This window comes from Streptomyces sp. NPDC050856, from assembly GCF_040653855.1.
Classification (GTDB): domain Bacteria; phylum Actinomycetota; class Actinomycetes; order Streptomycetales; family Streptomycetaceae; genus Streptomyces.
On sequence record NZ_JBFAGV010000002.1, the window covers coordinates 275076 to 288618 of the forward strand.

Below are 13543 nucleotides of genomic sequence, written 5' to 3' on the forward strand. Positions count from 1 at the left end.
GACGGGTCGGACACCGACGACGAGGAACGGATGAGCAACGTGATCCGCACGCACCGCTGGACCGCCACGGTCCTCACCTGCCTGGCCCTGACCGGCATAGCCGCCGGCCCCGCCATCGCCGCCACGGCCGACGCCGAGGCCCACCCCACCGACAGCGCCTTCCTGCGGGCGAGCCACCAGGGCAACCTGGCCGAGATCGCCGCCGGGCAGGACGCCCAGAAGAACGCCACGACCGCCTGCGTGAAGCACGTGGGCGCCGTCCTGGTCCGCGACCACACCAAGCTCGACGCGGACACCAAGGCGCTCGCCGGCAAGCTCGGCGTCGACCTGCCGGTCGCCCCCAGCAAGGAACAGCAGGACGCGCTCGCCGCCGTCATGGCCAAGGCGGGCTCCAGCGCCTACGACGCCGCCTGGCTCAAGACCCAGGCCGCCGCGCACGAGAAGACCCTGGCCCGGATCGACAACCAGATCGCCAACGGCCGCAACCACGAGATCACCGCGGCGGCCAGGACCGCCCGGCCGGTCGTCGCCATGCACCTGGACATGGTCCGCGGCGGCACCTGCCGCCACGCCGCGGAACCCAGGGAGATCCACGCGGGCAACGGCGGCCAGGCCGCGCTCGCCGCGGACGTGCCGAGCGTCCTCGCGGTGCCCGCGGTGGCGGTCGGCGGTGTGCTGGTGGCCGCCGGCGCCTTCTGGGCCGCCGGCCGCATCCGCCGCAACGACGGCCGCTGACCCCTGGATGGGAGTCCGGACGCGCTCCACGTCCGGCCCGGGCCCGCTGATGGCCTGGGCCGGACTCGCGGCCGCCGCCTGTGCCGCCCTGAGCTGTCTGCTGCCGTCCCGGGCCACGGCTCCCGGCGCGCCCGACGCGGGCACCCTGCCGCCGGCCGACGCGCCCCGCGCCGTGGCCGCCGAGGCCGCGGCGCACTCGCCACCCGTGACGCTCACGGTCCCCGGCCACCTGCGCGCCACCCCGGTCGACCCGGTCACCGCCACCCGCGACGGTTCCCTGGCCGTGCCCGAGTCCCCGTCCCGGCTGGGCTGGTGGGCGCTCGGCGCCCCGCCCGGAGCGCCCCGCGGCACCCTCCTCCTGGCGGGCCACCTCGACTCGGCCACCGAGGGCGCCGGCCCCTTCGAGGCCCTGCACGACGTGCCGATCGGCGCCCGGGTGCACGTCACCGCAGCCGACGGCGTCCGCCACACGTACACCGTCGTGGCGCGCCGCACCTACGCCAAGAGGGACCTGCCGCGCGACCTGTTCACCTCCCAGGGCTCGCCCCGGCTCGCCCTGGTGACCTGCGCCGGGGACTTCGACCCCGACGAGCGGGTGTACGCCGGGAACCTCGTGCTCTACGGGGTGCCCGTCCAGCCGCCGTACGCTGCGGGGACTGCTCCGTAACCATCCCCGGGGGGTCCGTGTGGGCGATCAGTCCGAGAAGCCGTTCCTGTACGTCGTCGTCTGCGCGGCCGGTATCGCCCACGGGGTCGGCGAGCTGCTCGCGGCCGCGCGGAAGGCGGGCTGGGAGGTGGGGGTGATCGCCACCCCGCGGGCACTGGGGTTCCTGGACGTCGCGGCGGCCGGGACCCTGACCGGCCACCCGGTCCGCTCGGCCTGGCGCCGCCCCGGGGACCCCCGCCCCTTCCCGCCCCCGGACGCGATCGCGGTGGCCCCGGCCACCTTCAACACGATCAACAAGTGGGCCGCCGGGATGGCCGACACGCTCGCCGTGGCCACCCTCTGCGAGGCGTACGGCGCCGGCGTCCCGACCGCCGCACTGCCCTGCGTCAACGCGGACCTGGCCGCCCACCCCGCCTACCGGCAGAGCCTGGACCGGCTGCGCGGCATGGGCGTCCGGATCGGCGTGAGCACCGCCGAGGCGTGGCGCTGGGAGGAGGCACTGGAGCTCCTCGCCCCGGTGACGGCCGGGCGGCACCCGGCCCGCCCGTGACGGCCGGCCGGGAGGCGGCCCGCCGCTGAACCCCGCCCCCACGCCGAGGCACCGGGCCGGGGAATGCCTCTTACGAGACATGGACGCGTACTCCCCCGTCCGGCCTATGGTTTCGACGCTTCCGCAGGACGCCCACGCCGTCAACGGCGCGTTTTCGGAAGTCTTTCGGCTACGGGGGAGGAGGCAGCCGCATGCCCGGGGAACGGCCCTCGCGGGCGCCCGCCGCCGTGCCTGCCCGGCTCCTGGACTCCGGCCCCCTGCGCACCGTCATCGTCGGATACGGCCGGGCCGGGCGGGAGCTGCACCACGCGGCCCTCAGGGAGGCCGCCGCCACCGGACCCGCGGACCTGTACGACTCCGAGGTGACCGCGGTGGACCCGCGGCGGCCGGACGAGCTGCCCGCGGGCACCCGCTGGCTGGCCGGTCTCGACGAACTCGCCCGGCGCGCACCGGCCGACCCCGGGCGGACGGTGTTCCACCTGGCCACCCCGCCCGGCGGCCGACTGCCCCTGCTGCGGGCCCTGCTGGCCCTCGGCGCCCGGGCGGTCGTGGTGGAGAAACCGTTCGCCCGTACCCACGCGGAGGCGCGGCGCATGGTGGCGGCGGCCCGGTCGGCGGGCGCCCGCCTCATCCCCGTGACGGTCTGGCCCTCCAGCGAGGTCACCCACCGCGTCGAACGGGAACTCGCCGCCATCGGCCCGCTCCGGCACCTGTCCATGGACCAGAGCAAGCCACGCCCGCCCCGCCCGGGGGACCTCGGCGACGGCCACCGGTCCGCCCTCGACGTCGAGATGCCGCACCAGCTCCTCCTGGCCCTCCATCTCGCGGGCCCGGTACGGGAGATCGCCGAGGCGTCGGTGCGGCCGCTGCCCGACGGGGAGGGGGGCCTGCCCGGGTTCGGCGGGGCCCGGCTGGTGCTGCACCACCGGTCCGGAGTGCGCAGCGAGCTGGTCTCCGACTTCACGGTCACCCGGCGGCGCCGGAGCCTCACCGCCCACACCGCGCACGGCTGGGTACGGGCCGGCTACCCACTGGGCGCGGAGCGCCGGGAGGGCACCTTGGCCTCGTCCCGGCTGCCCATCGCCGAAGTGGTCCCCGACCGGCCGCTGACGCGGTTCCTGGCCGACACCTACCGCTACCTCGCCGGGCGGTCCCCGGCCCCGCCCGCGGCGACGGACACCGCCCTCCATGTGCACGCGTGCGCCCTGCTGGAGTCCGCCGCGCGGACGGCGGGCCTCGGCCCCGCCCCCGGGGAGCCGCCCCCCGACGACCCGTACGACTCCCACGACCCGTACGGCTCCCACCCCCAGGACGACGAACCGCACGAGGAGGCCATCGCGTGAGCAGCCGGACGACGGTCCCGTTCCACAGCTGGGCGCGGAGCGCTCAGCGCGACTGGCCGCGCCTGGAAGAGCGGCTGACCCAGGTCCTGGACCGGGGCGTCTTCACCGCCGGGCAGGCGGCCGGCGAACTGGAGGCGGCCCTGGCCGGGTTCACCGGTGCCCGCCACGCCGTCGGCTGCAACAGCGGCAGCGACGCGCTCGCGATCATGCTCCGGGCGGCCGGCATCGGACCGGGCGACGAAGTGGTCGTGCCCGCGTACACCTTCTTCGCCTCCGCGTCCGCCGTGCTGCACGTCGGTGCCGAGCCGGTCTTCGTGGACGTGCTGCCCGGGTCGTACGCGATGGACCCGGAGGCGGTCGTCCGGGCGGTCACGCCGCGCACCCGGGCCATCATGCCGGTCCACCTCTTCAGCCAGATGGCCGACATGCCCGCCCTCACCAAGATCGCCGCCGACCACGGTCTGACCGTGCTGGAGGACAGCGCGGAGGCCATCGGCATGCGCACCCGGGGACGGCACGCGGGCCTGTGGGGCCGGGCCGGCGTCCTCTCCTTCTTCCCCACCAAGACGCTGGGCGCCATCGGCGACGCCGGCATGCTCCTCACCGACGACGACGGGATCGCCGAACGCGCCCGGATGCTCACCGTCCACGGCCGCCACCCCGACGGCACCGGCCGCCACGAACTGCTGGGCTGGAACAGCCGGCTGGACGAGGTGCAGGCGTGCGTCCTGCTGACCCGGCTGGAGCGTCTGGAGGAGGAGATCGCCCGCCGGGCCGAGCTCGCCGCCCGCTACACCGAGGGGCTGTCCGGGCTGGCGGAGGTCCGCGTCCCCTGGCCGCGGCCGCCGGCCCGCCCCGAGGACCAGGTCTGGTACGTGTACCTCATCGAGTGCGAACGCCGCGACGAACTGGTCGCGTTCCTCGAACAGCGGGGTGTCGGCACCGAGGTCTACTACCCGCGACCCCTCACCCACCAGCCCGCCCTGGCCCACCGCCCCGGAGTCAGGCACCCGGTCCCGGTGGCCGAGGCGAGCGCCCGGCGCGCCGTGGGACTGCCGATGTACCCGGACCTCACCGAGGCGCAGGTCGATCACGTCGTCGGCGCCGTGCGCGCCTTCTACCAGGGAGCGTCATGAGCCAGGACGTCCGCGTGCCCGTGCCCTTCCACGGCTGGTCCGAGCGCACCCGCTCGTGGCGTGCCGACGTGCTCGACGTCATGGCGCGGGTCAGCCGCAGCGACGCCTTCATCCTCAAGGACCAGGTGGCGCTCCTGGAGCGGCGGATCGCCGCCGAGGTGGGCGTGCGGCACGCCGTGGCCTGCGGCGGCGGCACCGGGGCGCTCCAGCTCGGCCTGCTCGCGCACGGCATCGGCGCGGGCGACGACGTGATCACCCCCGCCTACTCCTTCATCGCGTCGGCCAGCACCATCGCGCTCGTCGGCGCGCGGCCGGTGTTCGCCGACGTGGACGAGGAGACGGCCACCCTGGCGCCCACGGCGGTGGCCGCCGCGCTGAAGGCCGCCGAACGGCCGGTGCGCGCGATCCTGCCGGCGCACCTGTTCTGCAACCTGGCGGACATGGCGGGGCTGCGCGGCCCGGCGGACGAGCACGGTGCCCTGCTGATCGAGGACAGCGCGATCTCCCTGGGCGCGGCGGCGGCCGGCCGGCCCGCCGGCGGCCTGGGCGACCTCGGCGTCCTGTCGTTCTTCCCCGGCAAGCCGCTCGGCGGCATCGGCGACGGCGGCATGGTCCTCACCGACGACGACGAGGTGGCCGGCGCGGTGCGCGAACTGCGCAACCACGGCCAGGACAGCCGGGTGCGCTTCCTGTACCACCGGGTCGGGATCAACTCCCGGATGGACGAGGTGACCGCGGCCTTCCTGCTGCGGCGCCTGGACCACTTCGACGGGGTCCTGCGCCGCCGCCGCGCGCTCGCCGAGCGCTACCAGGAGCGGCTGCGGACCCTGGCCCCCGCGCTGCGGACCCCGCCGGACGGCTTCGCCGAGCGGAGCGTCTACACCTACGCGGTGCGCGCCGAGGACCGGGACGCGCTGCGGGCGTTCCTGCTGGAGCGCGGGATCGAGACCATGGTGCACTACCCCCGCCCGCTGCCGCTCCAGCCGGTCTTCCGCCACCTGGGCCACGCGCCCGGCGACTTCCCGGTGGCCGAACGGCTCGCCGCCACCGTGCTCGCGCTGCCGCTGCACGAGGAGATGGACCCGGGCACGGTCGACCGCGTCGCCGCGGAGATCGCCCGCTTCTACGGGGCACGGCCGTGAGCGCGCCGGCCGCCGCCCCCGCTCGGCTGTGCGGGATCGGTGACGAGGCGGCCCGTTCCCTGGACGACCAGTTGCGCATCCACCGCGAGCTGGGCCTGCCCGGCCTGGAGCTGCGTACCGTCGACGGCCGGTGGATCCACGAGCTGGACGAGCCGGCCACCGACCGGCTGGTGGCGCGGGTACGCGCCGAGGGGCTGGCCGTCCCGGTGGTCGACACCCCGCTCGGCGGCTGGTCGACCACGGTCGCCACCCCGCTCGCCGACGAGCTCCGGGTGCTGGAGGTGTCCGCCGGCCGCGCCCTGCGGCTCGGGTGCGAGCGGCTGCGCTGCATGTCGTACCCCGACGACGGGCGCGGTGAGCCGGAGTGGGAGCGGGAGGCGCTGAGCCGGATGCGGGCCCTGGCCCGGGAGGCCGAACGGCTGGGCGTCACGCTGCTGCACGAGAACTGCCACGGCTGGGCGTCGGCGAGCGCCGAGCGGTCGCTGCGGATGCTGGAGCGGGTGGACAGCGACCGGCTGCGGTTGCTGTTCGACGCCGGGAACGGCGTCTGGTACGGCTACGAGGGCCCCGACTTCCTGCGCCGGGTGCTGCCCTGGGTCGAGCACGTCCACCTCAAGGACGCGGTGCGCGGCGAGACCGGCGAGGTGTCGGCCACCGCCCCGGGCGCCGGGCGGGCCGGGCTCGCGCGGAGCCTGGCGGAACTGCGGACGCACGGCTACGACGGCTGGTACAGCGTGGAACCGCACCTGGTCCACATGCCGCACCTCGCGGTCACCGGGGACGACGCCGCCCTGGAGTCCTCCTACCGCGCCTACGTCGAGGAGCTCCGGACGGCCTGGCCCGGCCTGGTCCGGCGGGCGGTGGACGGCCGATGACCGTGCCGGTCCGGTCCTTCGGCCCGCGGGACGTGGAGTTCCTGGTACGGCTGATGGACATCCCCTCCGTCTCACCGCTGGAAGGCGGTGAGGCCGGGCAGACCGCCCGCGCCCAGGAGCTGTTCGCCCGGGAGGCCGAGGCCCGCGGTTTCCGGGTGCTGCTCGCCCGGGCCCCCGGACCCGAGGTGCTGGACGCGCCCGAAGTGCCGCTCCCGGTCCGCTCGTTCTTCGCCGCCGCCCCCGGCCTGCTCGCCGCCCAGCCCTCCGTGGTGGTCGCCATGGGCGCGCCGGACGCCCCCGCCGGCAGACGGCTCGTCATCAACTTCCACATGGACACCGTCGGCCCGCACCTGCCGCCCCGGCTGGCGGACGGAGTGCTGTACGGGCGGGGTGCCGTGGACGACAAGGGCCCGGGGGTGGCGGCACTGGCCGGAGTGGCCGCCGCGTTCGCCCGGGAACCGGCGATCGCCGGCGCCGTCGAGGTGCGCCTGTGCTCCGTACCGGGCGAGGAGGGCGGCGCCATGGGCAGCTTCGGCACCCGCTGGCTCACCTCCCTGGGCCAGGTCGGGCGGCTGACGCTGTTCGCCGAACCGACGGGGCGGACGTTCATGGACTCCAGCACGGCGACGATGACCCTGCGCCTGCGGGTCGAGGGGCAGGACTCGACCGACGACCACCCCGAGCAGGGCCACAACGCCACGGTCGCCCTCGGCTTCCTCGCCGCCCGGCTCGCCGGCGAGCTGGGCGGTGACCGCGCCGACGGCAGCCGCGTGACCGTCGCCGGCCTGGAGACCGGCTCCGCCCACAACCGGGTCTACGGATCCGGACAGCTCCTGCTCAACATCGCCTACCCGGACACCGGCACCGGGGCCCTGATGCGCCGCCGGGTCACCGACGCCCTCGCCGGCGCGCGCGGGGCGTTCCGCGCCGCCTACTCCGGCAACCCGCTCACCCGGCGGGTGGCCGACGACTGGGACGACGTGGTGCGCGCCGAGTGGCTCAAACAGGGCCTGCCGACACTGGCCAACCGCGACCCGGCCATGGAGGCCGTCCTGCGCGGCGCCGGCCTGCGCCGCCACACCCCGGCGACCGACGGGGCGCCCTTCACCTGCGACGCGATCTGGGCGGGCGGACCCGGCAGGTACGTCTGCGTCTGCGGCCCCGGCCGGCTGGACCGCAACGGGGCCCACACCGAACGCGAACACGTCGCGGTCGGCGACCTCGCCGCCTACACCGACACGGTGCGCCGCACCGTCCTGCGGTTCGCCCACGCCGTCGGCGCGCCACTCCACGAGTCCACCCTGGAGGAGACCCACTGATGCTTCCCACCATCGGTGTGCACGAGCTGCACACGGGTTGCGCGTCGGTCCTGCGGGCCTGCGGCCTGTCCGAGGCCGCCGCGTCGACCGCCGCCGACATCCTGGTGTACGCGGAGACCCGCGGCTACCCGACCCACGGCGTCAACGCCCTCGTCCGCTCCTACGTCCCCGCCCTGCGCGCCGGCCGGATCGACCCGGCCGCCGAGCTGGAGGTCGTACGGCGGACCGGGGTGGCGGTCGCGGCGGACGGGCACCGGGCGCTGGGGCTGGTGAGCGCCGCCCGCGCCATGGACCTGGCGGCGGAGATCGCCGCCGAGTCCGGGGTCGGCTTCGTCACCGTGCGCAACAGCACGCACTTCGGGGCCGCCGGGGCGTACGCCCACCGGGCCGCCCGGGCCGGCCTGGTCGGGCTGGCGATGACCAACTGCGGACGCCAGGGCGTGGTCCCGCCGCTGGGCGGCACCGTCAGGATGCTGGGCACCAACCCGCTGGGCGCGGCCGTGCCGGGCCGGGAGCGCGACCCGTTCGTACTGGACATGAGCACCACGGTGGCCGCCACCGGCAGGGTCAACCAGGCCCGCAAGCGGGGTGAACCGGTCCCGGAGGGCTGGCTGATACGCCCCGACGGCACGGGCACCACCGACCCCGCCGAGTACGCCGACGGCACGGCCGACGTGCTCTGGCTCGGCGGCGCGCTGGAGACCGGCGGCGCCAAGGGCTTCGGCCTGGGCCTGCTGGTGGACCTGCTGTGCGGGCCGCTGGCCGGGGCCGGGCACGGACCGCACCCGGCGGCCTTCGAGGGACCGCAGGACGACGACGACATCGGGCACGTGCTGATCGCCGTCTCCCCGGAGGCGTTCGGCGACCGCGCCGGCTTCGAGCGGCGCGTCGACGAGCTGCTGGGCACCGTGACGGCCTGCCCGCCCGCCGGGTACGCCGACCGCGTCGCCTACCCGGGGCTCCCCGAGGCCGAGCGGGCGGCCGAGGCCGCGGCGGCCGGGGTCGCCGTCGCCGAGGACACCGCCGCCGAGGTGGAGAAGGTCACCTCCGAACTGGGCGTGCCGCCCTGGCCGTTCCGAACCGGCGCGGACGGGGGGCGGTGACCGCCGTGCGCCTGGGCGTGATCGGACTGGGCAGCATCGCCCCGTTCTTCCTGGACGCCGTGGCGGCCGACCCGGAGTGCGACCTGGCCGCGGTGTGCGACCTGGACGAGGACCGGCTCGCGCCGTTCGCCGCGACCGGCGTCGCCACCTTCACGTCGTACGAGGAACTGCTCGCGTCCGGCGTGGCCGACGCCGTGGTGGTCACCGTGCCCAACGACCTGCACGCGCCGGTCGTCGCGGCGGCGCTGGAGCGCGGGGTGCACGTGTGCTGCGAGAAGCCCCTCACCGTGCGCCTGGCCGACGCCCGGCGGCTCCAGCAGGTCTCCCGGCGCACCGGGGCGGCGCTGTTCACCGCCTTCCACCGCCGGTACAACCGCCATGTCGGGGCGCTGCGGGAGCGATTGCCGCAGGCGGCGGCCATCGACTCGGTACGGCTGCGCTACCACGAGAGGATCGAGGAGCACCTGGGCTCCGACCGGTGGTACCTGGACGCCGCGCGCTGCGGCGGGGGCTGCGTCATCGACAACGGGCCCAACGCCCTGGACACCGCCCGTTTCCTGCTGGGCGACCTGGTCCTGGAGGACGCCAGCATCGGGGACCTCCGCTCCGGTGCGGAGTACTTCGGGGAGCTGCGGCTGCGTGCCGTCGACGGCGGGGTGCCGGTCACCGTCGAGCTGGACTGGGGCCTGCCGGGCGGCGAGATCAAGGACGTCGAGGTGGTCCTCAAGGACGGCGGCGTCCTGCGGGCCGACATGCTGGCGGGTTTCAGCGCGTTCAAGTCCTCCCTGGCGCACGAGTACCGGGGGATCCTCCACGCCTTCCGCGCGGCCGTCCGGGACGGCGGCGCGCACGGTGCCGACGGGACCGCCGCGGTCGCGCTCGTCGAGGAGGCCTACCGGGTCGCGCGGCGCAAGGAGACCCGCCCGCGCATGTCCGTGCCGAGCAAGGCGCCCTTTCCGGGGCGGATGGTCAAGCTGATGTACCACTCCCGGGACGACCGGGGCATGCGGCTGGCGGAGTGGGGGTCGCGCTGTGTGCCCGCCGGCGCGGTCCACGAGCTGGTGACCACGGCCGAGGCGCCGCGGCGCCCCGGTGAGGAAGTGAACCGGGTGGGCTTCCTCGGCTTCGCCGCCTTCGACGAGCCGGGCGTCATCGAGCGGGGCGACGACTTCCGTGTGGACGGCCGGACCGTGGGCACCGTCGTCGGCTTCGACGAGTGCCACGCACCGAACCACTACAACGTCCTCATCAGGACCGAACGGCCGCTCACCGCCGCGGAACTCGCCCTGAGCGTCGGGACCCGGATCGAGTTCACGGAGCACTCCGCACACCCGGAGCACTCCGCACACCCGGAACACCCCGCACACCCGGAGCACTCCGCACACCCGGAACACCCCGCACACCCGGAGCACTCCGCACACCCGGAACACCCTGCACACCCCGCACACCTGGAACGGGGGGCCTGATGCCGTCACTGTGGACCGACCTGACCGATGCCGTACGGCCGCGGACCGTGCTGCACACCCCGATGCGCGAGGACACCCACCACCCCTTCGAACGGGTGCTGGCCGACGCCGAACGCACGGCGGGCGCCCTGCTGGGCCGCCTGCGCCAACCGGTGAAACCCCGCATCGGACTGCTCATGGCCAATGGCGAGCCCTGGGTCCGCGGCCTGCTGGCGACCGCGCGGCTGGGCGGCGCCGCCGTCCCCGTCGCCCTGCCGGTGGCCTTCCCCGGCTTCGACAGCTACCTCGACCACGTCCGTCGGATCGCCGAGGACGCCCGGCTGGACGCGGTGCTCGTCGACGCCACCACCGAGCGCGTCACCCCCCGGCTGGCGGCCGGCCTGCCCGGCCTGCCCTTCGTGGACATCACCCGGGTGCCGGCCGAAGCGGTGCCCCGCGACCTCGGCGGGCCCGGCGGCGACGAGGACCTGGCCGTCATCCAGTACACCTCGGGCAGCACCTCGTCGCCCAAGGGCGTGGCGCTGACCAACGCCAACGTGGCGGCCGGGCTCGCCTCGCTCGCGGACGGCGTCGACTGGCGCGCCGAGGACGACGTGATGGGCCAGTGGGTGCCGCTCTTCCACGACATGGGCCTGTTCCTCATGCTGAGCGCGTTCGCCCGGGGCTCCTCCGTCTGCCTGTGGCGCCCCTCGGACTTCATCCGCGACACCCGCTCCTGGCTGGCCGGCTTCGCCGCGTCGCCCGCCACCGCCATGCCCGCCCCCAACTTCGCCTTCGACTACCTGGTCGACGCGGTCGCCGACGGCGTCCCGGAGGGGCTGGACCTGTCCCGGTGGCGGGTGGCGTACAACGCCGCGGAGCCGGTCCACCAGCGCACCATCGACCGCTTCGAGGCGACGTTCGCCCCGTACGGCTTCCGGCCGGAGACCATGCTGCCCGCCTACGGGCTGGCCGAGGCCACCCTCGTGGCCACCTACGCCGACCTGCGCACGCGCCCCACGACCCGGACGGTCGACCGGTACGCGCTCGGTCTGGGCGCTTCGGTCAGGCAGGTACCGCCGCGGGCTCCCGAGGCGCGCCCGGTGGTGTGCGTCGGACGGGCCGTGCCCGGCCTGGAGGTCCGGGTCGGCGACGGTGACCGCGAGGTCCCCGACGGGACGGTCGGCGAACTGCAGATCCACGGCCCGGCGGTCATGCGCGGCTACCTCAACCTGCCCGACTCCGAGCAGCCGTTCACCGCCGACCGGTGGCTGCGCACCGGGGACCTGGCCTTCGCTCTGGACGGGGAGTTCCACATCGTCGGCCGGATGAAGGACATGATCGTCATCCGCGGCCAGAACTACTACCCGGAGGACGTCGAGGAGATCGTCCGGCAGATCCCCGGCGTCGACCGCAGGCACTGCGCCGCGCTCGGGGTCACCGACGACAGCGGCGTCGGCGGCGGCGAGCGGATCGCCGTCCTGTTCGAGACGGCGCTCGGCGGCCCGGAGGCGGCGGAGCTGACCGCGAACGTCAGGCGGGAGATCGTGTCCCGGCTCGGCTTCGAGAACGTCGACGTCATGTCCGTCGCCCCCCGGTCCATTCCCTTCACCAGTTCCGGGAAGGTCAAGCGCCGGCAGGCGCGGGAGCTGTACATCCAAGGCCGGATATCCGGTCCGCAGCGAGGGCGTACCGAAGGAGCGAGAGCATGAACCCACAGGCTGACGAGACCGGCGTCGACAGGCTCGCGGAGGTCGAGCGGGCCGTCGTCACCGCGCTGGCCGAGGTGCTGCGCACCGAGCCCGGAGACATCGGCCTCGACACGCCCCTGGCCGCCCTCCCCGGCATGGAGTCGGTGAAACTGCTGCGCGCGGTGGTGCGGGTGGAGGAGTCGTGCGGCGTCGCGGTCCCCGACGAGGTGCTGTACGAGGCGGCCACGGCGCGCGAACTGGCCCGCAACATCGCCGGGTCGGTGCAGGAATGACCGACATGACGACCACGGACCCCGCCGGGACCCCGGCGGCCGCCGGCTTCCGCCCGGTGCCGGCCGACCTGGCGCGGTACGACACCGGCCTGGTGGACGCCGCCGCCCACCTGGGCATCGCCGCGTCGCACCTGAGCGGCCTGGCCGACGCGGGGCTGCCCCATGTGCGGGACGCCGGGCGCGGCGCGCTGTTCGACTACACCGACCTGACCAACGCGGCCTACTTCTCCGGCAGCAACACCTCCATCCCCGAACTCGCCTGGCGGTTCCTGCTGCGCTTCGGGCAGTCCTCGCCGGCCACCTGGTACCGGCCGCAGACCTGGGACGTGACCGTGCGGCCGCCGGTCACCAGCGGCCGGGTGGCCAGGGAACTCGGCCCGCTGCGGCTGGCGGTGCCGGACAGCGCGGCGCCCGGCGTGGAACTGCTCGGCGCGCTCGAGCCGCCGGGCGAGGCTGCCTGGGACGGCGGGCCCCCCGCCGCCCGGGGCTACCAGGTCAGCGCCTACCGGATCGTGGTCCGGCTCTCCGGGGCCGAGGACCAGGTGCGCGACCCGCGGATCCGCTCCGCCTACGACGCCGTGCTCGACGCGCTCGACAGCGGAGCCACCACCTACCAGGCGGTCGCCGAGGCGCTGCGCTCCGACCCGGACCGGGCCTGGGAACTGGGCATGGCCGACTGCGTGGTCGCCAGCCGCCGGCTCACCGCCCGGCTGCGCGCCGCGGGGCTGACCGCGCGCACCAGGCGCGGCTACCTGCTCGGGCTGGTCGGCGGCGACCACACCTGGTGCGAGGTCCAGGAGGACGGGCGCTGGAAGGCCCTCGACCCCGTCTTCGCCCACCTGATCGGCCGCACCGGCGCGGGCGGGGCGTTCCGCGAGGCGTGCCGCGGCAGCCGCTTCAACCGGCTGCTGCCGTGTGCCGTCGAGGACGCCGCACCACTGATCGTCCGCGCCGGCGGGGAGCCGGTACCGCTGTGGGCGCTGGCCGGTGTCAGCGCCCGACCCCGGAGGGAAGAGGCGTGAACGCCCGCGAACTGGTCGCCGCCTGCCTGGACAACCCGCTGATGCTGGAGAGGATCGGCGACACGGAGGAGTTCCACGCCGCCGGCGTCAACTCCGGCGAGGTCATCCGGATCGCCCTGCGCTGCGAGGAGGAGATCGGCCGGGCGCTGGACGACGACGAACTCGCCGCGGTCAACACCCTGGAGGGCATCGACCTGCTCCTGGCCGAGGAGGCGGGCTGAC

At 75.5% G+C, this 13543-nt stretch carries 14 protein-coding genes; all 14 read left to right on the forward strand.

Annotation, left to right across the window (positions count from 1 at the left end; all coding sequences use genetic code 11):
* The first annotated feature begins 30 nt into the window (after positions 1-30).
* The 14 genes from AB0H53_RS03090 to AB0H53_RS03155 all read left to right on the forward strand — a co-directional run bounded on the left by AB0H53_RS03090 (position 31) and on the right by AB0H53_RS03155 (position 13542).
* A complete protein-coding gene (locus tag AB0H53_RS03090) occupies positions 31-735 on the forward strand; it encodes a DUF4142 domain-containing protein (RefSeq protein WP_362106242.1) in 705 nt (234 codons plus the stop codon).
* A gap of 7 nt (positions 736-742) precedes the next feature.
* A complete protein-coding gene (locus AB0H53_RS03095; protein ID WP_362106245.1) occupies positions 743-1402 on the forward strand; it encodes a class F sortase in 660 nt (219 codons plus the stop codon).
* A gap of 19 nt (positions 1403-1421) precedes the next feature.
* Positions 1422-1952, forward strand: coding sequence for a flavoprotein (locus AB0H53_RS03100; RefSeq protein ID WP_362106248.1), 531 nt, complete (start codon positions 1422-1424; stop codon positions 1950-1952).
* A gap of 191 nt (positions 1953-2143) precedes the next feature.
* Positions 2144-3295: a Gfo/Idh/MocA family oxidoreductase gene (locus AB0H53_RS03105; protein WP_362106250.1), complete on the forward strand. Its 1152-nt coding sequence runs from the start codon at positions 2144-2146 to the stop codon at positions 3293-3295.
* Complete coding sequence (locus tag AB0H53_RS03110; protein WP_362106253.1) at positions 3292-4431, forward strand: DegT/DnrJ/EryC1/StrS family aminotransferase; 1140 nt, start codon at positions 3292-3294, stop codon at positions 4429-4431. The genes AB0H53_RS03105 and AB0H53_RS03110 overlap by 4 nt, the downstream gene beginning before the upstream one ends.
* Positions 4428-5573 (forward strand): DegT/DnrJ/EryC1/StrS family aminotransferase, encoded by a 1146-nt coding sequence (locus AB0H53_RS03115; protein WP_362106256.1) that lies wholly within the window; start codon positions 4428-4430, stop codon positions 5571-5573. The genes AB0H53_RS03110 and AB0H53_RS03115 overlap by 4 nt, the downstream gene beginning before the upstream one ends.
* On the forward strand, positions 5570-6448 hold the full coding sequence (locus AB0H53_RS03120; protein WP_362106259.1) for a sugar phosphate isomerase/epimerase family protein: 879 nt from the start codon (positions 5570-5572) through the stop codon (positions 6446-6448). Before AB0H53_RS03115 ends, AB0H53_RS03120 begins: the two co-directional genes overlap by 4 nt.
* Entirely contained in the window at positions 6445-7767 is a 1323-nt protein-coding gene (locus AB0H53_RS03125; protein ID WP_362106262.1) for a M20/M25/M40 family metallo-hydrolase, read from the forward strand. Before AB0H53_RS03120 ends, AB0H53_RS03125 begins: the two co-directional genes overlap by 4 nt.
* The gene (locus AB0H53_RS03130) at positions 7767-8870 is read left to right on the forward strand and encodes an Ldh family oxidoreductase (protein WP_362106265.1); all 1104 of its coding nucleotides are present in this window, start codon (positions 7767-7769) and stop codon (positions 8868-8870) included. Before AB0H53_RS03125 ends, AB0H53_RS03130 begins: the two co-directional genes overlap by 1 nt.
* The gene (locus AB0H53_RS03135) at positions 8867-10336 is read left to right on the forward strand and encodes a Gfo/Idh/MocA family oxidoreductase (RefSeq protein ID WP_362106268.1); all 1470 of its coding nucleotides are present in this window, start codon (positions 8867-8869) and stop codon (positions 10334-10336) included. Before AB0H53_RS03130 ends, AB0H53_RS03135 begins: the two co-directional genes overlap by 4 nt.
* Positions 10336-12027 (forward strand): AMP-binding protein, encoded by a 1692-nt coding sequence (locus AB0H53_RS03140; RefSeq protein WP_362106271.1) that lies wholly within the window; start codon positions 10336-10338, stop codon positions 12025-12027. The genes AB0H53_RS03135 and AB0H53_RS03140 overlap by 1 nt, the downstream gene beginning before the upstream one ends.
* Positions 12024-12299 carry an acyl carrier protein gene (locus AB0H53_RS03145; RefSeq protein WP_362106274.1) on the forward strand — a complete coding sequence of 92 codons (276 nt, stop codon included), beginning with the start codon at positions 12024-12026 and terminating at the stop codon, positions 12297-12299. Before AB0H53_RS03140 ends, AB0H53_RS03145 begins: the two co-directional genes overlap by 4 nt.
* A 5-nt stretch (positions 12300-12304) precedes the next feature.
* Positions 12305-13321, forward strand: a complete 1017-nt coding sequence (locus AB0H53_RS03150; protein ID WP_362106277.1) for a transglutaminase domain-containing protein — start codon at positions 12305-12307, stop codon at positions 13319-13321.
* Positions 13318-13542 (forward strand): acyl carrier protein, encoded by a 225-nt coding sequence (locus AB0H53_RS03155; protein WP_362106280.1) that lies wholly within the window; start codon positions 13318-13320, stop codon positions 13540-13542. Before AB0H53_RS03150 ends, AB0H53_RS03155 begins: the two co-directional genes overlap by 4 nt.
* Position 13543 lies beyond the last annotated feature (1 nt).

Bases quoted from the DNA above. Each gene is read 5' to 3' on its own strand.
- AB0H53_RS03090 (WP_362106242.1), top strand. From the start codon at position 31: ATGAGCAACGTGATCCGCACGCACCGCTGGACCGCCACGGTCCTCACC.
- AB0H53_RS03095 (WP_362106245.1), top strand. From the start codon at position 743: ATGGGAGTCCGGACGCGCTCCACGTCCGGCCCGGGCCCGCTGATGGCC.
- AB0H53_RS03105 (WP_362106250.1), top strand. From the start codon at position 2,144: ATGCCCGGGGAACGGCCCTCGCGGGCGCCCGCCGCCGTGCCTGCCCGG.
- AB0H53_RS03115 (WP_362106256.1), top strand. From the start codon at position 4,428: ATGAGCCAGGACGTCCGCGTGCCCGTGCCCTTCCACGGCTGGTCCGAG.
- AB0H53_RS03125 (WP_362106262.1), top strand. From the start codon at position 6,445: ATGACCGTGCCGGTCCGGTCCTTCGGCCCGCGGGACGTGGAGTTCCTG.
- AB0H53_RS03130 (WP_362106265.1), top strand. From the start codon at position 7,767: ATGCTTCCCACCATCGGTGTGCACGAGCTGCACACGGGTTGCGCGTCG.
- AB0H53_RS03140 (WP_362106271.1), top strand. From the start codon at position 10,336: ATGCCGTCACTGTGGACCGACCTGACCGATGCCGTACGGCCGCGGACC.
- AB0H53_RS03145 (WP_362106274.1), top strand. From the start codon at position 12,024: ATGAACCCACAGGCTGACGAGACCGGCGTCGACAGGCTCGCGGAGGTC.
- AB0H53_RS03150 (WP_362106277.1), top strand. From the start codon at position 12,305: ATGACGACCACGGACCCCGCCGGGACCCCGGCGGCCGCCGGCTTCCGC.